Annotated in this window: 19 protein-coding genes and 2 pseudogenes; 11 read left to right on the forward strand and 10 right to left on the reverse strand. The window is 59.2% G+C overall.

The features are described from left to right. The first annotated feature begins 11 nt into the window (after window positions 1-11). The 4 genes from ACZ5C3_RS11085 to ACZ5C3_RS11100 all read left to right on the forward strand — a co-directional run bounded on the left by ACZ5C3_RS11085 (window position 12) and on the right by ACZ5C3_RS11100 (window position 1,657). A complete protein-coding gene (locus ACZ5C3_RS11085; protein WP_464038317.1) occupies window positions 12-272 on the forward strand; it encodes a hypothetical protein in 261 nt (86 codons plus the stop codon). A 19-nt stretch (window positions 273-291) separates the two neighbouring features. Beyond that, window positions 292-750 carry an ion channel gene (locus tag ACZ5C3_RS11090; RefSeq protein ID WP_464037659.1) on the forward strand — a complete coding sequence of 153 codons (459 nt, stop codon included), beginning with the start codon at window positions 292-294 and terminating at the stop codon, window positions 748-750. 114 nt (window positions 751-864) lie between these two features. Further along, complete coding sequence (locus ACZ5C3_RS11095; RefSeq protein WP_464037660.1) at window positions 865-1,269, forward strand: EF-hand domain-containing protein; 405 nt, start codon at window positions 865-867, stop codon at window positions 1,267-1,269. 79 nt (window positions 1,270-1,348) lie between these two features. After that, window positions 1,349-1,657 carry a hypothetical protein gene (locus ACZ5C3_RS11100; protein ID WP_464037662.1) on the forward strand — a complete coding sequence of 103 codons (309 nt, stop codon included), beginning with the start codon at window positions 1,349-1,351 and terminating at the stop codon, window positions 1,655-1,657. Window positions 1,658-1,717: 60 nt separating this feature from the next. Here ACZ5C3_RS11100 and ACZ5C3_RS11105 read toward each other — a convergent pair whose 3' ends face one another. The 7 genes and pseudogenes from ACZ5C3_RS11105 to ACZ5C3_RS11135 all read right to left on the reverse strand — a co-directional run bounded on the left by ACZ5C3_RS11105 (window position 1,718) and on the right by ACZ5C3_RS11135 (window position 9,918). Further along, window positions 1,718-1,987: a hypothetical protein gene (locus ACZ5C3_RS11105; RefSeq protein ID WP_464037663.1), complete on the reverse strand. Its 270-nt coding sequence runs from the start codon at window positions 1,985-1,987 to the stop codon at window positions 1,718-1,720. A gap of 529 nt (window positions 1,988-2,516) precedes the next feature. Then, window positions 2,517-3,773 (reverse strand): low temperature requirement protein A, encoded by a 1,257-nt coding sequence (locus ACZ5C3_RS11110; RefSeq protein WP_464037665.1) that lies wholly within the window; start codon window positions 3,771-3,773, stop codon window positions 2,517-2,519. A gap of 36 nt (window positions 3,774-3,809) precedes the next feature. Then, window positions 3,810-5,288: pseudogene (locus ACZ5C3_RS11115) on the reverse strand (autotransporter family protein); the annotation flags it as partial. A 366-nt stretch (window positions 5,289-5,654) separates the two neighbouring features. Further along, window positions 5,655-6,827 (reverse strand): annotated as a pseudogene (locus ACZ5C3_RS11120) (hypothetical protein); the annotation flags it as partial. 241 nt (window positions 6,828-7,068) lie between these two features. Continuing rightward, a complete protein-coding gene (locus ACZ5C3_RS11125; RefSeq protein WP_464037667.1) occupies window positions 7,069-7,452 on the reverse strand; it encodes a cupin domain-containing protein in 384 nt (127 codons plus the stop codon). A 237-nt stretch (window positions 7,453-7,689) separates the two neighbouring features. Further along, window positions 7,690-8,919, reverse strand: coding sequence for an acyl-CoA dehydrogenase family protein (locus ACZ5C3_RS11130; RefSeq protein WP_464044713.1), 1,230 nt, complete (start codon window positions 8,917-8,919; stop codon window positions 7,690-7,692). Between the two features lie 339 nt (window positions 8,920-9,258). After that, window positions 9,259-9,918 carry a VOC family protein gene (locus ACZ5C3_RS11135; RefSeq protein ID WP_464037670.1) on the reverse strand — a complete coding sequence of 220 codons (660 nt, stop codon included), beginning with the start codon at window positions 9,916-9,918 and terminating at the stop codon, window positions 9,259-9,261. A gap of 489 nt (window positions 9,919-10,407) precedes the next feature. On the opposite strand from ACZ5C3_RS11135, the gene ACZ5C3_RS11140 reads away from it, so the two are divergent. Both ACZ5C3_RS11140 and ACZ5C3_RS11145 read left to right on the forward strand, forming a co-directional pair. After that, window positions 10,408-10,836 carry a CBS domain-containing protein gene (locus ACZ5C3_RS11140; protein WP_464037671.1) on the forward strand — a complete coding sequence of 143 codons (429 nt, stop codon included), beginning with the start codon at window positions 10,408-10,410 and terminating at the stop codon, window positions 10,834-10,836. Window positions 10,837-10,871: 35 nt separating this feature from the next. Continuing rightward, on the forward strand, window positions 10,872-11,366 hold the full coding sequence (locus ACZ5C3_RS11145; RefSeq protein ID WP_464044714.1) for a YciE/YciF ferroxidase family protein: 495 nt from the start codon (window positions 10,872-10,874) through the stop codon (window positions 11,364-11,366). Window positions 11,367-11,429: 63 nt separating this feature from the next. Here the strand turns inward: ACZ5C3_RS11145 and ACZ5C3_RS11150 are convergent, their stop codons facing one another. Then, window positions 11,430-12,527, reverse strand: coding sequence for a hypothetical protein (locus tag ACZ5C3_RS11150; protein WP_464037675.1), 1,098 nt, complete (start codon window positions 12,525-12,527; stop codon window positions 11,430-11,432). 152 nt (window positions 12,528-12,679) lie between these two features. Between ACZ5C3_RS11150 and ACZ5C3_RS11155 the strand changes: the two genes are divergently transcribed. Then, window positions 12,680-13,780, forward strand: a complete 1,101-nt coding sequence (locus ACZ5C3_RS11155; RefSeq protein ID WP_464037677.1) for a helix-turn-helix transcriptional regulator — start codon at window positions 12,680-12,682, stop codon at window positions 13,778-13,780. Between the two features lie 80 nt (window positions 13,781-13,860). Continuing rightward, window positions 13,861-15,633, forward strand: coding sequence for a trypsin-like serine protease (locus ACZ5C3_RS11160; protein ID WP_464037679.1), 1,773 nt, complete (start codon window positions 13,861-13,863; stop codon window positions 15,631-15,633). A 413-nt stretch (window positions 15,634-16,046) separates the two neighbouring features. Here ACZ5C3_RS11160 and ACZ5C3_RS11165 read toward each other — a convergent pair whose 3' ends face one another. Further along, on the reverse strand, window positions 16,047-17,144 hold the full coding sequence (locus ACZ5C3_RS11165; protein WP_464044715.1) for a hypothetical protein: 1,098 nt from the start codon (window positions 17,142-17,144) through the stop codon (window positions 16,047-16,049). 201 nt (window positions 17,145-17,345) lie between these two features. Between ACZ5C3_RS11165 and ACZ5C3_RS11170 the strand changes: the two genes are divergently transcribed. Then, window positions 17,346-17,885, forward strand: a complete 540-nt coding sequence (locus ACZ5C3_RS11170; RefSeq protein ID WP_464037684.1) for a hypothetical protein — start codon at window positions 17,346-17,348, stop codon at window positions 17,883-17,885. A 738-nt stretch (window positions 17,886-18,623) separates the two neighbouring features. Then, the gene (locus tag ACZ5C3_RS11175; RefSeq protein WP_464037686.1) at window positions 18,624-20,003 is read left to right on the forward strand and encodes an FAD-dependent oxidoreductase; all 1,380 of its coding nucleotides are present in this window, start codon (window positions 18,624-18,626) and stop codon (window positions 20,001-20,003) included. Between the two features lie 7 nt (window positions 20,004-20,010). Here ACZ5C3_RS11175 and ACZ5C3_RS11180 read toward each other — a convergent pair whose 3' ends face one another. Beyond that, window positions 20,011-20,793, reverse strand: a complete 783-nt coding sequence (locus tag ACZ5C3_RS11180) for an IclR family transcriptional regulator (protein WP_464037688.1) — start codon at window positions 20,791-20,793, stop codon at window positions 20,011-20,013. A 173-nt stretch (window positions 20,794-20,966) separates the two neighbouring features. On the opposite strand from ACZ5C3_RS11180, the gene ACZ5C3_RS11185 reads away from it, so the two are divergent. Beyond that, entirely contained in the window at window positions 20,967-22,106 is a 1,140-nt protein-coding gene (locus tag ACZ5C3_RS11185) for an alpha/beta hydrolase (protein WP_464037690.1), read from the forward strand. The last annotated feature ends 45 nt before the right edge of the window (window positions 22,107-22,151 follow it).

Here is a 22,151-nt window from a genome sequence, read left to right on the forward strand (position 1 = left end):
CCGTGTCCAGGTTGTCCATTCTGTTGTTGGCCACTTTGATTTTCCTTTGCGACATCCGCGATGGCAACGCGGTGCCGCTGACGACGTTTCGCTATGAGGCCCAGGCGCAACGCCATTGTCCGACCGATACAGTGGTGTGGCTCGATTTCCGAACGAGGCGCTACTATCAGAAGGGACAGAAGCGCTACGCGCTTGGTCAGACTGGCAGCTTTGTGTGCAGGAATGAAGCGCGCGGCAGCGGCTTTCGCCGCTCGGTGTTAGGATTGAGATAGCGTTGCCGGAGATAGTCGCATGTTGCGTCAATTTCTCGTGGGCGGAGCCGCCAGTGTTTGCAACATCATGATCCACGCCCTGGTCATGGCCGCGGTGATCAAGGCGGTGCGCTTCGCCGACGCGCGCGTGACGGCCCATCGATCGTTTCGATTGATCACTGTGATGATCGCGACTGTGACTGTTCTGATGATGGCGCACCTCGCTGAGGTCATCGTCTGGTCCGTGATTTACGCAATCGTCGACATCGCACCCGCTGGCACCAATCTCATCGATTTTGCTTTCGTCAATTACACAACGCTGGGATACGGCGACGTGACGCCGGTCAAGCGCTGGTATTTGCTCGGGCCGATGACCGCGATGAACGGCGTTCTGTTGTTCGGCTGGTCTACTGCCGTCATTTTTGAGGTGCTGCGAGTGAGCCTGACGGCTAATGGCAAGGACATGGACGCACGAGAAAGGCGATGGTGGCCTGAATAGGCGAGGACACGAGAGAACCATCTGGCGGAATGTGAAAGCCGCGATCGCGGATCAATAACGCTCGTCGGGAATTAACGGGACAGAACGGGGGCCACGCTTTTCAAGGAGGCTCACATGCGCAGGCGCGTTCTGGAACTCACGATATCCACCCTCATTTTGGCGTACGGTGCCGGTGGCGCGACGGCACAGGATCGAATGCCGCCTCAACCGGATCTCCAGCAGATGCAACCTGACCCCATGGGTGAGGGCGGCCCACGCATGATGGGACCAGGCGGGATGATGGGCCGCGGTATGATGGGAGGGCAAATGATGGGGCACGGCATGATGCATGGCAGTCCGATGGGAACGCCTTTTACGATGCGTATGATGTTCGCTCTGATGGACGCCGACGGCGATGGGACCATTTCGCTGCAGGAATTTCAGGCGGCTCACGAACGGATTTTCAAGGCAATGGATGCCAATAGAGATGGCAAACTGACCCCGGAGGAGATGAAAGCGTTCATCCACGGGAGCAGGTGATCGTACGGAGCAAGTGATCGGCATCGCGGCATAACAAGATGCCCTGGCGATCCGGCCTGTGTCATGCAAAGCAGCGCCCTTGACCAGTTACTTCAGCGGAATTGACCTGCGAGTTGATGTGGAGTTGCCGAAGGGGCTTCGCCAAGCTCGTCGCGCAATCGTTCCGGTTTCGCCGCGAAAAATTGTCATGGAACACTCCGGTCCGTTTTCGCTTGGCTTTAAAAGAGGAGAACGCATGAACCACCAGAGAGTAACAATAGTGGGCTTCATCGCCGTTCTGGCCGTCGTCCTGATCACGTTGTTTACGATGACGACGTCGAAGGATACGCAGCGAACCATCGGCGAGAGCATTCCGCACGGCGCCAGCGAAAAGCCCGTGAGCAAATAAACCCGCAAATAAAAAACCCCGGCGAACCGGGGTTTTGTTGTCAGGCCTGCGGGAGCGCCATCATTTCTTTTTTGCTTTTGCTTTCTTCCGTTTGGGCGCTTTCTTCGCAGCCTTTTTCTTCATCGTCTTTTTCGAAGCTTTCTTGGCAGCCTTCTTCGCTGATTTCTTTCCTGCCTTCTTCGTCTTCTTTGCGGAGGCCTTCTTCGCGGGCATTGCCGACTTGGCGGCCTTCTTCGCCCGCTTTGGAGCGCGCTTGGCCACTTTCTTGGTGGTCTCTGCAGCGCCCGACACCACGTCCGTCACCTGTTCCACGATCGGTTGGTCGTCCATGTCACCCTCCAGTTTCCCAGCGGTTTCAGGCTAGCCGATTCGCGAAGGCCGCAAAGAAGATTCAACAGTTTTGCAACGGCGTTCACCGCAAGCGTGTCTTTTTCACATCGTGATTGGTAGGTGAGGAATTAAAAAGCCCGGCCGGCGCAATGCAGAATACCGGCCGGGCTCAAGTTTCCGCCGCCGGTTCCACTAGCAGCAGCGGGTCCCAAAGACACCAAACCAAAAATTTCAAAATATCGACTGGTCCCGCTGTAGCCGGGCGGGCTTACGCGATGCGAAGGACAAGACCTGTTGGAATGCGACACAACGTCGAGGTAAGCCCGGTGAGACCGGGCTTCGTTCATTGCCAAAGATCGTGCGTGATGGCGAGTAACACAAACGGGTTATAAAGGTCCGGTATCCGACACATCGCTCGCGAGAGTTGCGGCGCTCGTGATGAGGAGTCTTTTATCCGACCAGTCGGACGCCCTGTCTGCGTCACGGCACGCACGAGGCACATACTTCAAGGTCAACAAATCAATGAGGATCAGGCGGTATCTTTGGCGCTTGCATTGACCTGAGTGCGATGCTCAGCGGCTTCGTGGCCGACGACTGTGACGGCCGGCGCAAGCATGAGGATGACGAGGCCGATCGACATCTCAACGCCGCGGCTCACAGCGATGATTGCGCAAGCCACGATGGCGGCGATCACGGCTAACAGCCAACTGTGCAAGGCATTTGACTGCCTGACGAGATAGCCGTGGAGCGCGTAGACGGAGACGAGGAACACGGACACCGGAATGGCCGTGCAGAACAGCGTCGCAAGAGCGCCGGCATGGGATTTGTGCTCGATGTAATACGCCGCGACATGGAGGCCGGCACCGGTCGCGACGATGGAAGCGATGCTGACGATCTGGCCGTAGCCCCAGATGAAGGCCCGATCCCGATGATCGTGAAGGATGGCGGCCGACGGCAACAGGTCATAAACCCACCACATGCTGAATGTGAGTCCGATGCCGGCAATGCAGACGAGGGCGGCGTCGATATTCCAGCCCCGCGCCTCGACCACGGCGGAGACAGCCGCAGCCGTGCCGACGATGCCCTCGCCAAGCGCGATAAGAGCGAAAAGGCTGTAGCGTTCGGCGATATGATGCGCATGCCAAGGCGTGCCGCCGTCCTTTCCTTCCGCGACCAACGGGCCGGCAAACTCGATGGCTGCGAGAACGGCCGCGCACAGGAGTGTTGCGGAGATTGATGCGTCGATAAAGATCTGAGCGATCCAGCCGACCTGTGCGATCGAGATTGCGATGGCATAAGTCAGGCACGTGCGTCTGCGCTTGGGATCTTGGCTTGCCGCGCGCAGCCACTGGAACACCATGGGGATGCGCATCACCACATAGCCGAGCACGATGACTTTATTGTCGAGATGTTCGCCGTGCTCGATGGAGGTGAACATCTGCGGCAGGCCGATCGCCACGATGACCACGCCGATCATCTGAATCATTGTGAGGAGGCGGAAGCCCCAGTCGTCCGTGTCGTAAGCGGAGGAGAACCAGGAGAAGTTGATCCACGCCCAGCAGATGGCGAAGCTCGAAAAGCCGAAGCCGATTAATGCTGCGGCGTAGTGTGCCTCTGCGAGCATGTGGGAGAACTGGGCGGCGGCGAGGCCGAAGCAGCTTGCGAAGGTCAGGTCGAACAACGCTTCGAGCGGAGTTGCCGCTCGATTCTGCTCATGGGGATCGCGCCCGCTCATCGGCCGTCCGTGGCGGTGGTGTGTTTCTTCAGAGGCGGTCGTGGCACTCATTCCGTTACCTGCATCATGGTTGTTCGACGCCTGCGCTCAGAATTGCGCGCGCAGACCGATGTTGGCTTTGACGATATAGCTGTTGCCGAAATCACGGAGCGGCGTGTTGCCGGAGAGTTCGCCATAGACGGTGAGGTCCTTGCGCCACGTCACGCTCGCGCCGAGGCCGAGTTCGCCCCACAGCCGTTGGTCGGCATTGATGATGGGCGTGCCCGCGACCAGGGTGCGCGCGCCATCCAGCCACTCATAGCTGACATTGGCGATGCCGTAGATGCGGCTGCGGCCGCCTTGCCACATGCCTTGATGATCGAGCGCGACGCCCCACCGCGTCTTGAAGCTGTCGCTCTTGTCATCTGTCACGTCGGCACCCATCGGATCAATGAAGCGATCGAACCGGACGTTGGAATAGACCATCTGAAACTGCGGCGTGATGCCGAGCTTGTCACTGAGCGCGATCCGCTTGCCGGTCTCGATGCTGAGCGCTTCGCCGCTGCCGCCATTGTCATGCGTGAGCGAGCCGCGAAGTTCGGACATGAGATCGCTGCTATAGCGGTTGATCTGCGCTTGACCGTCAACATAGAAGCCGGTGACGTCATACCAGGTCAATGCCGCGCCGAGGCCGTAGCCGTTGGTCTTCAGCTCGCCGTTGCCGAACACCGAGTTGATGCGGCTATTGGCTTCGGCATAGGAGACGTTGACGCCCGCCACCAGACGCCCGCTTGTGTTGTCGACAAACACCCGATCCGCGCCCGCCTGCATCTTCCAGGTGTCGATGCTTTGATCGAGGCCACTCGTCGAGACTGCACTATTGAAGCGACCATGCGTGCCTTCCGTCCGGCCCCAAATTCCGTTGCCGTCGCCATTGGCGCCGGGGCCCCAGATGCGATTGCCGACACGTTGCTGCAGCGTCGGCAGGGCGTTGAGCGACTGCAGGTTGGAGGCATAAGCCTCGTAGACCGGCACGCCGGGCTGATAGAGCGGCGTCGCGGCGGGACCGCTCGGCTCTCCCGGCCCACTCGGCGTGCCCGGATCGTTCAGGGCGGAGCGCAGATACCAATCACCATCCGTCGGCGTGGAGACGCCACCTTTATAAAGACGATAGGCATAGGCGCCGGCGATCACCGCCGGTGCGCCTTGGAAAATATAGTTGCCGTTGAGCACGAACGTGCCGTTGGACGCACCCACCACATCGACGATCTTGATGCCGTTCACCGTTTGCGCGCCAAGGCCGCCCTGGTTGACGATGTTGACCAGTGTGGAGCCCGATGTCGTGCCGTTGACCAAGAGGCGGCTGGTCTGCGAACTGTCGTCGCCCAGAACGGTCGCGATCTCGAGGCGGCCGCCGTTGCTGGCATAGTTGCCCTGGACGGTGAGGGTGCCCATGGCAGCGTTGTAACCCGGCGCGACGACGCCGGTATTGAGGACATTACCCACGCTGCCCGTGCCCGCGAGCCGTCCGGCGGTGTCGACCAGCATGTTGCCGCCCAGCACGCCGTTCACAGCGAGCGTGCCGGCCGTGACTGTCGACGCGCCGGTGAAGCCGGAGCTGTCGCCGGTCAGTGTCAGTTGTCCAAGGCCGAGCTTGTTGAAGCTCGACGTGCCGGAAAAGTCGGTGGCGATGCCGATGTCATGTGCGTTGGTATCGAACCACGCGCCCCCGGTATTCACCGTCAGGGCCGTGAAGCCGCTCAGGAAATCGGCTTCATCGCGGTTCGCACGCAGAATGCCGCCGTTGAGATCGAGGATCGTGGTGGTGCCGACCCCCTGGATCACCGAGCCGGTTTCGAGAACGCCACGCCCGCTGGCATCGCCGTTGAGATGGAGCGTTCCACTGCTCCCGCCGAAGCGGCCGATATAGACATCAGTGCCGGCACTCACGAAGCCGCCTTTGTCGACGGTCATCGTGCCAGTGCCCTGGCTGCCAACATCAATGTAGTCGATCGCGGTCAAGCTGGAGACATTGCCGGTGGTGCTGGAGACATTGACCGTGCCCGTGCTGCCTCCATTGTAGCCGATATAGACAGCGGCATTGCCGCCCGGGCCCGTTCCCGTCGTGGAGACCACAGCACCGTCGGCCACAGTGAGCGTGCCAGTGCCTGAAGCCCCCACGTAGATATTGTCGTTAGCCTTCCAGGTCGAAGCATTGCCGTTGGCGTTGCGACCCGAGACAAGGACATCGCCCTGGCTGCCGGCCCCAAAGGCAATATTGCCCTGGTTACTGTGCACCACCCCACCATCCAGGACGTTGAGCGTGCCTGTGCCGAAACCGCTCAAAGAACCTTCGCCAATATTGATCTGTTGGGTGATATTCCAGGTCGAGGCATTGCCGTTGATGTCGTTGCCCGTGACAGTGACCGTGCCAGTGTGTGCGCCGGTGATGTCGCTACCGAGGCCGATATTGGCCACCGATGTGCTGTTCACCGTCCCGCCGTCCTGGATGGTGAGCGTGCCTGTGCCGTTGTCGCCAATGTTGAACTGACCGCTACTGGTCCAGGTCGAGCCGTGGCCCGAGACAGTGACATCGCCTTGACTGCCGCTATCCGCGCCGACCCAAACCCCAACATTGCTCACCACCCCGCCGTTCTGGATGATGAGCATGCCCTTGCCGCTTTGAGCGACAACGAGGTCACCGTTATTGGTCCAGGTCGAGGCACCGACGACAGCGTCGCTGCCCGAGACAGTGACCTTTCCCTCGTCGGAGCCGCCGTGGCCGATGAAGGCAGTGTTATTAGTGACCTTGCCGCCGTTCAGGATGTCCAGCGTGCCGACGACGCCAGGACTCGGACTATTAATGTCGAGGTCGCTACCGATTGACCAAGTCGGCGACGTAGCGGGTCCCGGGTTTGCGCCGCCATTGTCTGTGACCGTTTGCGCGGACGCCGCCTGCATGCCGGCCATCGCAGTGACGAGTGTGACGATCGCCGTCGTCAAAAACAAGGACCGGCGATAACCGACGGCATTGGCGCCGTTCCCTGTCTCGAATCTCACCTGCGCGGCTCCCCAACCAAGCATGCGTCGATTGGGGAAGGGCAGTGACCCGCCTGACTCCGCCATAGAGATGCGACGCGCATCCGGCAAAGCCTGAGTCAATGGAGTGCCTGACTCGGGCCATTGCGATGAGCCAAATGATTAACGAGCAGGGTTAATCTTTGGTTGCCGACTTGGTTGTTTTCGACCTGGGCGGGCATGGGCCGCTATCGATCGCAGTAACAAAAAGCCGCCGTCGTCGGCGGGCTTTTCGATTGCTGACACGATGCGGTTGTCAAAGCCGCATCGTGTCATGCGTCCGCGCGTCTCACTTCGCGAGTGTGACCAGCGGTTTTCCTTTTTCGACGACGTAGGTGGCAAGCTCGGCCGCGGGCACAGTGCCGTTGTTCTTCGCCGCATGGACAGTGCCGGCGGGGATGAAGAGCACATCGCCGGCCTTCAGCGTCACCGGCGGCTTGCCTTCGATCTCGTATTCCAGCGTGCCTTCGAGCACGTAGATGATTTCTTCGCCGAAGTGCGTGTGCTTGGGGAACGCCTTGCCCGGATCGATATCGACGCGCACCTGGATCGCCTCGCGCCCCGGCACGCTGAGATCATGCCGCTGCAGATCGGTGCGTCTGATGCCGTCCTGCTGGGCCCGTGCCGCAGGCATCGCGATGATGACTGCGCCGATAAGCACGGCGAGCGCCATGCCGTGTCTCGTTGTTGTCCGCGCATTGTTCATGTCGAACTCCTCAAAGTGAGTATCACTGAACTCGCGTGAAGTGTGTCCTCGCCATATGGCGGCGTTATGTCGGCAGCTCCTCGCCGGACTGTTCGCGGACCATGTCCTCGGCGTACCAGTCCGCCAGAGTCCAAGCTCTGACATCGTTCTCCGACGCGTTTTCTTCACGCAAACCGATGCCGTGTCGACTTCGCTCGAAGCGCTTTAGTGGCCCGATATCGGATCGACCGGCGGAAAGCCCAGCGCGTTTTTGCCGGCGGCGCCGTAGTGTCGCTCTTGCGCGAAGAAGTGCTGTCTGGCCGCGTGGATATCGCGCAGGCGTCGCTGCAGCGGTGAAGTGTTCAGGACGGAGCTCGCGCCGCCCAGCGTGTAGCAGCCGCTGACGATATCGGTGCAGGCCGCGTGGACCCAGGCACTGCCCTGAAGGCCTTCGGCAAGGTCTGCCTTGCTGTCGAGCGTACCCTCGATCGCTCGGCGCCAGTGCTTTTCAACCTGCGTCTGTGTGAGCGCGCGGGCCGCACGCAGTTGGGCGTTGAGCCGCCCGAACTCGTGCTGGAAGACTGGCGAATCCCTCAGGTCGGTGGCTGCAAAAAGCTGGCGGCGGCCGGCGCTGGCCAGGTCAGCGAGGTCCGCCATTGCGCCCGCCGCGATGCCGATGGCGACAGCTGCATGGAAGCTGGCATTGAACGGAATGACCGTGCTTTCGAGCGGCCCCGGCACGGACGACTTTCCATGAAACAGATCGAATGCTTCCTCTTCGGGGACTTCTGCATTGTTCAGCGTCACATGGTGACTGCCGGTGCCTGTCAATCCGGAGGCCTGCCACGTCTCCTCGATCTGCCAACGGTCGGCGGGAAGAAGGACGAATCTGGTTTGCGGCCCTTGCTCTGACATCAGGGGCTGGCCGTCCTTGCAGATCACGACATGTCCGGCGATCCACTGCGCGTTCTGGCAGCCGCTGGCAAATGGCCAGCGTCCCGAAATCCGGTAGCCTCCTTTGACCTTTTCGGCCTGTCCGGCCGGGGTACCCACCCCGACCACGAGCGCGTCGGGGTCTTGAAGATAGACCCGTTCGAGAGCCGCTTTCGACGCCCTGGTGCAGAATATCTGTGACGCCACACCGATCATCGTCACCCAGCCGACGGAGTTGTCAGCCGTAGCCGCTGTTTCGATCATCGGCACCACATCGGCAGCGGTCAGTTCAAGGCCGCCAAGGCTGCGCGGCAACATCGTCCGAAACAGGCCGAGGCGCCGCAGCTTGACGGCAATATCGTTTGGCACCCGGCGGCCGTCTTCGATCTCCTTCGAGCGTGCGGCAAATTCCGGCGCGAGATCGCGAAGGGCTGCAAGGATCCTTGCGGCCTCGCCCATAGGCGGCTCTCGCGAAGCAGATGTCTCGATGCGGTTGCGTGCCGTCTGGGTATTGCTTGTCACCAAGAGTGCCTCCTTGAAGATGTGCTGGCAACTTGCCCGCACGGTGCAGACAACGAGGTTCGTACAAAGCAACTGTTTCCTGACGGTGGCGAAGGTTGGACGATCGGTTACAGATGAAATGCAGGCGGACGAGCGCGATCAAATGGCCGTGACACGGCGGTCGCTGAGTCACGATGTTTTTTGGCGATGTGGCTAACGGATGCCGCTCGTCTTTACTTTCAAAAAAATGGATGAAAACGGCCATCGCGAGGGATCATCGCGGATGTCTCGTGCCGCGTTTCAAGCTGCCAATACCCTCACAAGATATCGTCCAGCTCATTTCGCCAAATTTGCTTGACCTTACGTCGGCAACTGCTCGCCGGATTGTTCGCGGACCATGTACTCGGCGTACCAGTCCGCCCAGTTGTCGTCGTGCTTGCCAAGTTTCTTCTCGTGCTCGCCATGGGCCGTTGCCGCACGCCGCAACGCAGCCGCAAGGTCGGGGGCGGACGTGAAGGTCGTGTCGGCGTCCACGCGTCCGGGCAGCCGCGCAGTGATTTCCTGAAACAGCCAGCCATTGCCGTCCGGATCGCTGAACGAGGCGAAGGAGCGATAGCTGCCACGCTGCGGATCGCGCCCGCTCACGCGCTGGGTGCCGAACAAATAATGCGCGTCCTTGCCGATGTGGCCATCGCCCGCATGAAAGGTCTCGCTCACCGTGACGCCGCGTTCAATCAGTTCCTTGCGCGCGGCTTCAATGTCGGAGACGATAAGATAAAGTCCCTTCGCGGAGCCCGGCGCAGCTCCAGTGACATTCCTGCCGAAGATGATCGAACAGCCGGAGCCCGGCGGCGTGAACTGGATCACGCGGTAATCATCAGGTCCTGCGAAATCTGCATCCAGCCGCCAGCCGAGAGAGTTGTAGAAAGTCTTCGCACGATCGACATCCGATACCGGGATGACAACGATCTCCAGTTTCATATCGCTTGAGGCTTTCGGAGTCTTGGTCGCAGGGGCCATGGTTCTCTCCCAGTGTAGCAATGATGCGAACTTCGGAATCGGGACACTAGATGGTGCTGAAAAGCGGACGCACGATGCGCCGTATTTTTCTCAAAATCGATGGACGCAAAGCCCGAGCACGGCCTCGCGCGGAAGGCGGCAGTATCGGCGGCATCACCTTACTATGACAGAGCAGCCGTGCGCCTGCAAAGTGGGTGATGCGTGGCCGGGCATCTCGCTCGCTCAAAACCAGATGGTTGCTTCCATCATCAACGAACTGTCCGAGCAGCTCGATCATGCCTGACGAACCTGCCGCATGTTCCGCCACGGGTGAGTTGAGACGGCGGAGCCGATGACGAAATTCCCTCATTTCGCTTCGGAACGTCCGCGCGTGGCTCCGGTTATCTTGCGCACGTCGCAGGGACGCACGCGTGGCTGCGCCGGTGTCATTTGAACGTTTGCGCGAGGGCATGTTGTAAACGTAATCCGAACATCTTGAGGGAGGCTCACATGAAGGTTGGGAACTCAATGACGTCGGACGTGAAGCTGATGAGCCCTGACGATACGATCCGGGCAGCAGCGGAAATCATGGCCGCGATGGATATCGGCCTTCTGCCGGTCAGTGAGAACGACAGGCTGGTCGGCATGATCTCCGACCGCGATATCGCGGTGCGCGGTGTGGCGGCAGGCAAGGGGCCGAACACGCGGATCGGCGAAGTCATGACCTACGATGTGAAATATTGCTTCGACGATCAGGACATCGACGAGGTGCTTGAGACCATGGCCGATCTTCAGGTCCGCCGTTTACCGGTGCTCGATCGCTCGAAGCGACTGATCGGTATCGTCTCACTGGGAGACCTCGCGCGCCGCGGCAGTATGACGGCCATGGCGCTAGCCGGTATCTCGCGGCCGGGCGGCGACCACACGCAGTCGATGTAACGGACACATGCTGTCATAATAAAAGTGAGTTCGACATGACCGTCGACCATTTCAAGGAGATGTATATCGCCGAGCTGCAGGAGTTGCGCTCGGTTGAGGATCAGTTGACGCGTGCATTACCGAAGATGGCCGATGAAGCGCATCATCCGGCGCTAAAGGAAGCGTTCAGGAAACATCTCAGTGAAACCTGCGCGCAGCTGGATCGCCTCGATCGCATCCTAGCCAAGGAAGGCGTCGAGCCGCGCGAACACGAAGATGAATCGATGTGGAGCATCATCCACGAGGCCGATCGCTGGGCGAAGATGGTCGGTGACGCGGATTTGCGCGATGCCGCCATGATCGCCTCGGCGCAACGCGTCGAGCATTACGAGATCGCGGTCTATGGTACGCTCGCGACATGGTCGAAGGGGCTTGGTCGCGAGGATGACCTGAAGGACCTGCTGGAGAGTCTACAGCAGGAAAAGCATTCGGACGAAGTGCTGAGCGCGCTTGCGAAGCAGGTGGTCAATCCCGAAGCGTTCAGGGTGTGAGCACCTGAACGCGACGCGTACAGCGCGTGTGAAACCCCGGCGAAAACGCCGGGGTTTTTGTTTTTAGGCCAGACGAGTGCCGCCGAAAAAATGCCGATAGGCGTGACTGAGAAAACCAATGGTGATCGGCAGCATCAGCAAGTAGTAGGACATGGACAACGTGCCGAAGGCGGCGAATTCCGTTGCAAACGCAGGATTCGCGAACCGCATGGGGGTTGGTATTCTGATAAACACGAGGAATATGACTTGCATCAATACCATTGGCGGTCCGCTGCAAGCGGATAAGCCCCAGAACAGGCGCCAGGTATTTCCGCGCGTGGCTCGCCAGGCTTCTTTCAGCTTGAGGCCAACATCGCCCACGGCGTGAGCAGGCAATAACAGGCTCAGGCGGAGCAGCGCGCCAGCCACGACAAAATAAAGAACGGCCAAGAGGGGCAGCAGGACGAAGCCTTTTGCAGAGGGGGCGTTGCCAATGAAACCAAGCAAGTAAGCCGTCGACACGACAACGAGAAAAGCGGGAAGCGCCGACACCGACAGAATGATGATGCCGGCCAGGATGTAGCTCCAGAAGCTGCGGGTCGCGATGTTGCTTCCGCTGATGCCAGGGTGTTCACCGAGGATAAGCCTTCGGTGCCATGCGACCGCAATCCCGACACCGCAGAATAATAGCAGCAGCGTCGAGGCGTTCGAGGCCACGGTCAGCGCGATCGGCTGCGCTGGAAGATTCAGCCGCTCGCCGGGCTGCAAATGCACATGAGACATCTGAGTCATCATTTGGCCCAACCACGATACTTGCAGCCAGCTTGCGACGGCTGTGACAGGGATGACCAGCAAGGCCCAGACCCAGACGATCCGCAAAACGTCGATAAAATTCTCGAAGTATGTCGAATAAGAAAGTTTGATGACTTCCCACAGAGGAAGCTTCGGGACGGCAGCGCCACTCCCGGCAATTGGATATTCCATGATATTCCCAGCCCAAGGTCGTGGAGTTCGCCCCACTTGTGGTGGCGGTTTTAACTTTCCACAACTGTTGTGCCAAGCCGCATAGCGCCGGTCCGTTATCTCGTGATGCGAGATATTTGCGGGGCGGGGGCTTTCATCTTCGATCAGCTTCTGTCGCGCATAGCCTAAATGGGTCATGCGGGTGGTGCCGCGCGTCACGTATTTCTTGAGAAGCCGGGTTGGCGAGGTCAGTGCTGGTCAAGCTCTGAGGGGAAACGCTCAAGTTCGTTCGGAAGTCTCGGAGGGTGTCAGATTGACCGGCTTACAAAGGTACAATAATACTTTCGTGCTTTCCCGATCCGAGCTCCCGCATGTCTCGAGCGGACGTCATCAAGCTTCAGAAAACCATTGCCCGGCTTGGCGAGGTCGTCATCGACCCCAGCCAATGGAAGAGCATCATCGAAGATATCTCGCATTCGGTCGCGTCTACGGGCGCCATCCTTCTGAGCGGCGACAATCGCACGCGCGACGTGCCGATGTCGGATGGCATCGCCGATCTCATGAACGCCTATTTCGATGGAAGTTTTCATACGCGCGACATCCGCGCGGAGCGCTCCGTGCCGTTGATCTTGCGCGGACGGCTAGTGATCGATGATGCGGATATCGTCACGCCCGGGGAGATGGCGCGCGACCCGATGTACAAACTCATCGGGCATCTCGGTTACCGTTGGTTCGCCGCCGTAGGATTTCGGGCCGGGAATACGGTTTGGGGATTGACCATTCATCGAAAGATCAAGGAAGGCATGTTTACGCCGGAGGACAAGCAATTGCTGTTGCCGCTGTCGCAAAAACTCTCCGAGGTTTCTGCGCTTTCAGCGGCCATCGGGCAGGCTGCGTTGGAAGGTGCTGTCAACGCGCTCGAAATGATCAAGCATGCAGCGATCGCCATCGATCGCTTCGGCAACGTGCTTGAGGTCAATGCCGCCGCGGCAACGATATTTGACGACGAATTTTATATGAAGGGCCGGCGGCTGATCGTCAAAGACAGTGCCGCCGAACAACGCATCGATGCATTGGTGGATCAACTCGCGATTGCACCGGACCTGCGCGAGGTTTCGTGCGAGCCGATCGTCATCCGGAAGAAGGCCGGTCCGCCGCTCGTCATTCGGGTGCTGCCGGTGCATCCCGCCGCGAAGATTCCGTTCCTTGGCGCGCGGGCTCTGCTGGTGATCGCGCCGCCGGAGAAGGTGCGGTCGTTGCGGCAGTCATCCTTGATGGAGGCTTACAGGCTGACGCGCGCGGAGGCGAAGATCGCGGGCGAGATCGCATCCGGCGAGAGTGTGGACAATATCGCAACGAAGTTCGGCGTCTCGCGCGACACCATCCGCAACCAGTTGAAATCGGTCTTTGCAAAGACAGGCACCAGCAGGCAGATCGATCTGGTACTTCTGCTGAATCAATTCAGAGATTGAGTGAGGGGCGTGCGCCAAAGGTTTTGCGGCGATGAAGCGAGACTCTTTTCATTAGATTTTTAAATTGGGACTCTGCGACGATGTTGAAATTCATGTTCCGTGCGATCTGCGCCGTGATCGCAATTTTCACTCTGATCCATTCGGCCTCCGCGCTTGTGGGAGTTGTCGATCACCAGGATGAATTTCCTTATGTCGTCAAGCTCAGTACCGAGTTTCGGGGAAATCATCGCTCTTCATGTTCTGGCGTTGTTCATGGTTACATCCTGAGCACCGCAGCGCACTGTCTTTACGATTCCAGCGGTACCGCTCTGAGGGTCACGGTGAGCTATGTGGATACATTGGGGGTGCAACAGACGGCGTCCTCTAAGGCGATCTATGTGCCTCGGAAGTATATCGAAGACGACCCCAAATATCACAATAGCTATGAGGGCGCTCCGCACGACATCGGTTATGTCGTACTGGATAAGGACGTCGTTGTTGCCGGCTATCTGCATTGGGGATTGGAGCTGCTTCGCGACGACTCCTTCGGGCCAGGTGCTTGCAATTACAAGTCAGACTGCTCGAACTGGTGGAACGGCGACATCCACAACAACAAAGTCTTCTCCGACAATTTGAGGAAGGTGCTGGGCGCTGACCTGAGCAAAGTCAAGGTGCGTGTGGTTGGCTATGGCAACTACAGGTGCGATGACTATAACGCGAGGGAGGAAAACTGCGTCTCAGACGGTCAGCGGAGATATACAGAGCTGACACTGAAGCCCAATCTCGCGCAGCCGGGGGCTCCATGGATATGGTGTACCGGGCAAAATGCGATGGGCGTCAATCCTGTTCAGCATGGAGACAGCGGCGGCCCGGTCTTTATCCAGGCACTCGATGGACGCTGGCTCTATGTCGGATACACGTCGCGCGGAAATAACGACGATGGCTGCGCCTCCAGCATGTTCAACGACCTGCAGCTTTGGCGCCAAGCCATGGAAGCCAACGGTGGGTGGTCGGCGCGAAAGACGAGTGAAAGCGACGTGTATGACGATGTCAACGCGTGGGAGGTCACCGTTGCTCGCCAGGCCCTAGACGAATGGGTGCGCGTCCAGAGCGCGCCGGCTGATGTTGCGATCAACAGCCAGGCGCTTTTATACGTGATGCCAGACATCGCAGATGAGGATCAAAAGATAGCCTTTTACAGAACGAAGACCGGATTTCCAAACATTGTCGCGAGCCGTAAGGCGTTCTTCGATCGGTGGCCGGTCAGAAAATTTTGGCTGTCGGATATTTCGACGCAATGCGTCAACACTGACACGATGGACTATTGTTGGGACAGGGCGGTCGTGCGCTCGCACTTTGAGAACGCGAATGGTGAGGGGGTAGATGGACAATTCCGGTTATCTCTTCACGTCGTCATGCCGATGTTTTCGACCAATTCCATCGTGACGTTGAGCTTTCTTCCAACCATAGACGATGAGCACTGTGGGCCGTTAGTGGGAGATCAAGTGCCGCCAGGATTGGACTGCCAGGAGCCTCGCCCGTACTGGGACTATAAGGGGTCCAACGTCCGGCTGGCGGCGAGCGGTACGAAGCGGGAGTTCTTTTTCCAGGTGCCGGATGACAGTGAAGCGCAACTGGGCGTCAGGGCAGGGACGCTGCTGTTCTCGGGGCGGAGGTCTGGTAAGACTTATTCTGGAACGGCCTATGCTTTCAAGAAAGGCTGCACTCCCGCGCCCTACGCGGTTTCTGGTACTGTTTCGGACGACGATCGATGGGTGCGGCTGCAGGGGCAGAAGCCGGTTTTTGACGCGAGGTGCAACTCCACGGCGACCGAGCCGGAATGGCTGGATCTCATGTATGAGGCAGACGAGTGATCGTGGTGTCAGGGCTCCAGTGCCGGCTTCTGCAACTGAAGAGAAGCTTGACGCGTCGCATCGGAAGAACGTCAACGAACGCGCGTCTAATAAAAGTAACGGCACGCCCTGCGGTCGAGATACGTGGTGCCCAGCGGCGGGCGGCAAATGAAATACCACCAGCCGAGCAGGCAGGAGCAGAGTGCGATGGTGGTTGTCATGAGTCCGATTCACGATTTCTTCGCGCTGATACATGCTGCGACGCATCTTCAAACACAAGTTGCATCCGCGCTCTGACTTAAGAGAGAGCAAAACGGATACTTAAAATTTGAAGGATGCGCCTCGCGTGGTCATCCTGATACCGAGCAGGGCGAAAGCGCGAAGCGTGACTGTTATATAGTTGCTCGCTCTCGGGGTTTGACCCGATGCTGTTTCTATTGGCGCGGCGCCAGATCGATTATTCCCCAGTTTTTCGGATCGAACACCGAGGGGGGCGGGGTCATATCGGCAAGTGACAGTGGCGTTCGGTCAATGCGCGTCGCCGTCAAGGCGAGCGTCATTTTTCCGTGCTCTTCGATCACCTCTTTCAAAGTCAGTCCGTCTTTTGTATTGCACTCGGTATGCCGCATGTATTCCGGTCCCGATTGGACGGTAAACCAGCTGCAGGCTTCGCCCAGAACCGTTTCCTTAGGCCGCGATCTGAGCGGCACGAGCGGGATGGGCTGGCGCCCGGTTGAGCCTTCTCTCATTTTCCAGGCCCACAATCTGACATGCTTGCCGGCGGGATTTGTGTCGACGCGAAGGGCCACCCCGGTTGTCTTGTTGTTGATCAGGAGCCTCCGCCTGACCTCACCCGCAAAACTCTCGGAATAGCTCCAGTGATGGTGACGCCGCTTGATGTCGCGCGTGATCCATTGGGCGGGGTTCTCACCGGTCGCTTCCATGGTGACGGTCGCGTCGGCCTTTGTGCCCGAGGCGGAATCCGATGCAGGACCTGACCATGTTGTCCAATTGAAGATCTCAGCCGGCGGCAGCACATCACTCTCGGCAACGGCGCGGCGTTCCAGCGCAACAGCCTTTGTCGCGGCTTTCGGGTCGTCGGGCGCTTTCCAGAGTTCGATGCCGTCCGCCGTGACGCAACTACGCAAGAAGTCTCCAACCTCCCAAACGTCGCAGGGCTCGCCCAGGACAGTATCGTGCTGACGCAATTTGGATGGATGTTCGTGCAAGCCAAGCATTGGCCGTGCCGCCTCGATGCTCAGCCTCGGGTACTCGCTGCTGGCGGGATTCATGGTGATCAAGAGTGGCAGGGCGGCGTTGTGATAGATGGTGGTGTGGTCGTCACCTTGCGTCAGCTCAACCCGGGTCCATGCCCCATGATGATGGACGATCCTGTGCTCGGGAATCGCTTTGGCCGAGATGAAGGTCGCGACGTAATCAGGCACGTCGGGCGAGGGGGAAAACGGGGCTTCCGACGCAGTAGCGGTCCACGGAAGCAGCAAAAACGAACCAATCAAAATTGACCTGCGCACAGGCAAATCCTCACTGCAAATTTCGATGTGCAAGAGAAGGATCAATTGAGCCGTTCTTATGGCTTTACCAAACGGCGCGGGTCTTCGATGTCCCAAATTCTCGTTAGTAAAAAGCGAATTTCAAGGAGCAGACGGCAACTCTGCTGGCCGAATGATCTATCGCATGATTAGGATGTCCGGCAGTCATTGAGAAAATTGATAATGCCTGCCAAGTATCGATTGCTGATTTCTTTATTGAGTGTCGCTCTTTCTTGCGGATTGTTTTATCTGCTCGGGCTGTATCGGATGCCCATGAGAGTGTTAGGCGCATATTATCAAGACGTAGCGCTGGCGTTCTTGTTGATCTTTGTCGTCCTCGCGGGCGCTTTCTATGTGATCTCAACGTGGTTGATCCAAGGGCGGATGAGGCAAACTCAAGATACACGCCCGTCCGAGATATCCGATCAGCCTGAGAACGGTCAAAGCGCCGGCTTCAAACCCCAAGCATATGGAATAGAATATGAAGGCTGGCGCGATGTGCATGTCGGCTTTGGAGGAGATGGCCTCACAATCGGTGGCGTGAAAATTTGGGGCGAGAGATGGCGCCCCACGGGGCACAAAGTCATTCAGTTGCCTCATCCCGCCTATCCCGATCAAAGGCACTATTTCGACATCTACGAGGTGGGCGATACTAAAAAGCCGGTGCTGTTCGCAGCCGGCGAGCTCTCGCCGGGCGTCTGGGGATTCTACGTCCTTATCTGAGTATCATGTCGAACATGGCCTGATCGCAAAGTCGTTCCTGCAACGCTAGTCCAAACAACGGAACAAAATTGCCACATCCGCGTTGATAAGCATGACAAATGTATCTCAGAAAGCACCCTTAACACCCGAACAACGGCAACAACGCGACCGTCAACGAGCAGAAGAGGCGGCACGCGCGATGCAGGAGCACCGTGAAGCGGAGAAGGCATTTTACGCCAATCGGGATCGTTTAAGAGCTTTGCGTCTTTCGCGAGAGGCTGAAGCGAACAACTAGAGCTAGCAACTAGATCTGAAGAGATTCGCAGATCGGCCGCGTCCTATAGGCGCGGCCGATTTTTCTTTCTAGCCTCTTGGATTCGGTCCGAGCGGAAGTCAGTCGATCGGCCGTGCTCTGGTGCGCACAACGGACACAAGTCGCGCATTGCATAGCGTTGGCGCCGATTGATGATCGCCGCGTCCGAGATAACTAGGTGCTCACGGCTTCCTTGATCGCGCCGGCGCGAGCGATCTGACTCACTTCAAAAAGCGAAAGCCATCTTTCTCTCCTTCGTTGGGAGCATCGCGCTGTTGCGATGCGAAAGCGACGGAGCCTCCCAAAAAATCGCGCGCCTTATCTGTGACTCGTGCATAGCCGAAGGGCGGTTGCTCAATTGACCGAAGGGCGGGGCCCTGTTACCTCTTTTCTTAAATTGAAACGTTGTTTCATATATGAAGCAAGAGAAAATGGAGGAAGCTTCGATGCGGACAATCCAAGAGCCGGCGCGCGACATCCCGGTGCTGATGGAGGTCGATATCGTCGTTGTCGGAGGCGGTACGACGGGTCCGATCGCGGCAGCTGCGGCAGCGCGACGAAATAAAAAGGTCGTCCTCATCGAGCGTTTCGGATCGCTCGGCGGCAATCTAACTCTGGGTCTCAACACCAAGCCGTCAGGCGCTCTCGTCGGCGGTCTTCCGAAAGAGCTGTGGAGCATCGCCCGTTCCAACGGCGCTGCGGGTGGCGACTATTTTGCCGGAACAAAGACCGGCAAGGTGAAGATCGCGTCGCCCTGCGACCCCGAGATCATGAAGATGTTGCTGACGCGGTTCTGTGCGGACGCCGGTGTTCAGATCCTGTTCGAGACAGTGGTGTCGCGCCCGGTGCTCGACGGCAACACGGTGACTGGCGTCATCATCGAGAACAAGGCGGGGCGCAGCTTCATCGGAGCCAAGGTGGTCATCGACTGTTCGGCCGACGGCGATATCGCCGCTGGGGCCGGTGCACCTTTCACGATGGGCTCGGGCGACGACCACGAAGATGTGCAGATGCAGCCGGTCGGTATGTATTTCACGATGTCCGATGTTGACACCATCGAATTGGCGCGTTGGGCGCGTCAGACCGACGACGTTCCGGCTCAGGCTATTCCCGATAACGACAAGGATCTCGACTTCGGGCTGTGGCTGACGGGATTCAATCAGACGATCCGAGCTTACCGTGCGGAGACCGGCATCGATCTGCCGCGCGAGAATATCACGCTCAAGACAGCCAACGGCCTCATGTACGTCAACGCCACGCGCGTGCTTGGCGTCAACGTGTTCTCGCCGATCGAGTTCAGCGCCGCCGTCGTTGAATGCTACCGTCAGATCGACGAATATGCGCGATTCCTCGTGAGCAAAGTGCCCGGCTTCGCCAAGGCGAAGATCGCGCAGATTGCCCCGGTCCTCGGCGTGCGCGAAACCCGGCACATCCAGGGCGAGTACACCTTGACAGCCGACGACGTGCGCGGCGGCAGCACGTTCGCGGACAGCATCGGCGCCGACGTCTCCGCTTTCGACGTGCACGATGCCAAAGGCGCGGATGTCGATTTTCAGGGCCTGAGCCCGTACGAGTTGCCGTATCGCAGCATGGTGCCGCTCGGGGTCGAGCAGTTGCTGGTCGCCGGTCGCTGCATCTCGGCCGACCATGTCGCGCACGGCAGAAGCCGCAATGTTCCGGCCTGCATGGCGACGGGGCAGGCCGCCGGCATCGCCGCTGCGATCGCGGTCGAGGGCAATTCGACGGTGCGAAATGTCCCGATCGAGCGCGTTCAATCCGCACTTCGCGACATCGGCATGCCGCTGCATGCGGACGAGTTGCAGTGAGGGGATGCTAAGCGCGCCAGCCGAGCTGCGCGGAGACTTGAGACGCCGCGCGCAGCACTTCGTCGCGCACGGCGTCGACATCCTTGAGCACGGTTTCGGAGTCCGACACGTTGATCGCGGCAACGATCGCGCCACTTGCATCACGCACAGGCGCGGACAGGCTCACGATTCCGCTCACGAAACCGGATTTATTCGAAGCGACGCCGTTCGCCCGCTCCTTCTTGAGGAGGGCCCAGAGCGCTTTGACCGTCGTCGGCGTCTGATCGGAATAAGCCTGCATCTTGACGTCGCGGTAGAGTGCAGCGAGTTCAGCTTCGCTCATATCGAACAGCAGGGCGCGTCCCGAAGCGACGGCATGGCAGGGATAACGGGTGCCCACCGGAATCTCGCCGCGCATGCGGTGATGCGACGAGGCATTGAGGACATAGACAATATCGGTCGCGTCCCGAACGCACATGTGCGCGGAGAAGCCTGTGCGATCGCGCAGGGCATGGACCGGATCACGTCCGCAGGTCACGACTTCAGTGGTGGCCAGGTAATCGAAGCCGAGAAGCAGCACCTTCGGCCCCAGCCGAAACGCGTGCGAGTTCGGGATGCGCTGCAAGTAACCGTCGCGCTCGAGGGTGTAGGCCAAGCGGAAGGCGGTCGCTCGCGGCAAGTCGAGGGCCGCCGACATTTCCGGGAGAGTCACGACGCGCCGGTCGCGGCGGAAAAGATGCAGAATTTCGAGACCGCGCCGCAAGGCTGTGACGATATAGCGAGCCTGCTCAGGTTCGTCCTGCTGTACCACGTCTCAACCAATCCTGCTGTTGCCTCGCACCGCCGTTCGGTCGTCGGGCGCACCGCCCGAATTGTCAAGAGCCCGCGCAATTCGCGAGGCCAAGCTCGAAGCTATCGTGGCTGCATCATGCCTCAAGGTGCAGGACGCTGTCGAGAGTCCGCAGACGTTTCCGGAGCACCTGTATGACCGCGATTGACCCTGCTCCAATCTCGGTGCTGCCGAAGGGCGTCCGTGCCCGGATGGTCGAAGGCGTGAACGGCCTCACGATGCACGTGCTGGAAGCGGGCTACGAGCAGCCCGGCCGGCCCGTCATCCTGCTCCTCCATGGATTTCCGGAACTGGCTTATTCCTGGCGGCACATCATGGGACCGCTCGCGCAGGCCGGATTCCATGTCGTCGCGCCGGACCAGCGCGGCTACGGCCGAACTTGCCGGGCGCCTGTCAGTTATGACGACAATCTCGTGCCGTTTCGCATCCTCAATCTTGTTCGGGATATGGTGGCGTTGACGACGATCCTCGGCGTGAACAGTGTGCCGTGTGTAGTGGGCCACGACTACGGCGCCTCTATTGCCGCAGCCTGTGCTCTCGTGCGTCCGGATCTGTTTCGCTCTGTCGTCATCATGAGCTCACCCTTCGCGGGGCCATCGTCCTGGCCGCTGGCGGCGCCACCGGCGGGGGATGTGATTCATCAGCACCTTGCAGCGCTCGATCCGCCGCGCAAACATTACCATGCGTACTTCGCGACGCGGGCTGCGAACGAGGACATGTGGGGCCCGCAGCACAATGTCCACGATTTCTTGCGCGCTTATTTTCACGTCAAGAGCGGCGACTGGGCTGGAAACAGACCGCATGCCCTGCGTTCCTGGTCGGCTTCAGAGCTGGCCAAGATGCCGAACTACTACGTCATGCCGCTCGCGCTCGGCATGTCTCAGTCCGTCGCTCCCGAGATGCCGAACGCGACCACGATCGCTTCCTGCCGATGGCTGCCCGAGCATGAGTTGTCCTTTTACAGCGCCGAATACGCGCGAACCGGTTTTCAGGGCGGCTTGCAATGGTATCGCGGCCGGATGAATGGCGCGTTGGCCGAAGACCTCGCTTTATTCTCCGCGCGGAAGATCGATTGTCCGGCTCTCTTCATTGCCGGCGATAAGGATTGGGGCGCGCATCAGGTCCCCGGTGGCCTCGAGAGAATGAGGGAAACAGTTTTCACCGATATGACCGCTCCCTGCTTCATCGAGGGGGCAGGGCACTGGGTTCAACAGGAGCAGCCGCAAGCCGTGTGCGCAAAGCTCATTGAGTTCGTGAGGCTGCACACACTTTGAATCACAGACAGCTCTCCAAGCAAGAAAGAAGAGTTCGACACCGAT

The sequence above is a fragment of the Afipia dichlorophenoxyacetatis genome (genome assembly GCF_055386385.1).

What these genes read in the sequence shown, in the direction of transcription:
- ACZ5C3_RS11105 (WP_464037663.1), bottom strand. Translation starts at nt 1,987, where the DNA reads ATGGACGACCAACCGATCGTGGAACAGGTGACGGACGTGGTGTCGGGC.
- ACZ5C3_RS11135 (WP_464037670.1), bottom strand. Translation starts at nt 9,918, where the DNA reads ATGGCCCCTGCGACCAAGACTCCGAAAGCCTCAAGCGATATGAAACTG.
- ACZ5C3_RS11175 (WP_464037686.1), top strand. Translation starts at nt 18,624, where the DNA reads ATGCGGACAATCCAAGAGCCGGCGCGCGACATCCCGGTGCTGATGGAG.
- ACZ5C3_RS11170 (WP_464037684.1), top strand. Translation starts at nt 17,346, where the DNA reads ATGCCTGCCAAGTATCGATTGCTGATTTCTTTATTGAGTGTCGCTCTT.
- ACZ5C3_RS11160 (WP_464037679.1), top strand. Translation starts at nt 13,861, where the DNA reads ATGTTGAAATTCATGTTCCGTGCGATCTGCGCCGTGATCGCAATTTTC.
- ACZ5C3_RS11185 (WP_464037690.1), top strand. Translation starts at nt 20,967, where the DNA reads ATGACCGCGATTGACCCTGCTCCAATCTCGGTGCTGCCGAAGGGCGTC.
- ACZ5C3_RS11145 (WP_464044714.1), top strand. Translation starts at nt 10,872, where the DNA reads ATGACCGTCGACCATTTCAAGGAGATGTATATCGCCGAGCTGCAGGAG.
- ACZ5C3_RS11110 (WP_464037665.1), bottom strand. Translation starts at nt 3,773, where the DNA reads ATGAGTGCCACGACCGCCTCTGAAGAAACACACCACCGCCACGGACGG.
- ACZ5C3_RS11125 (WP_464037667.1), bottom strand. Translation starts at nt 7,452, where the DNA reads ATGGCGCTCGCCGTGCTTATCGGCGCAGTCATCATCGCGATGCCTGCG.
- ACZ5C3_RS11140 (WP_464037671.1), top strand. Translation starts at nt 10,408, where the DNA reads ATGAAGGTTGGGAACTCAATGACGTCGGACGTGAAGCTGATGAGCCCT.
- ACZ5C3_RS11090 (WP_464037659.1), top strand. Translation starts at nt 292, where the DNA reads ATGTTGCGTCAATTTCTCGTGGGCGGAGCCGCCAGTGTTTGCAACATC.
- ACZ5C3_RS11155 (WP_464037677.1), top strand. Translation starts at nt 12,680, where the DNA reads ATGTCTCGAGCGGACGTCATCAAGCTTCAGAAAACCATTGCCCGGCTT.
- ACZ5C3_RS11095 (WP_464037660.1), top strand. Translation starts at nt 865, where the DNA reads ATGCGCAGGCGCGTTCTGGAACTCACGATATCCACCCTCATTTTGGCG.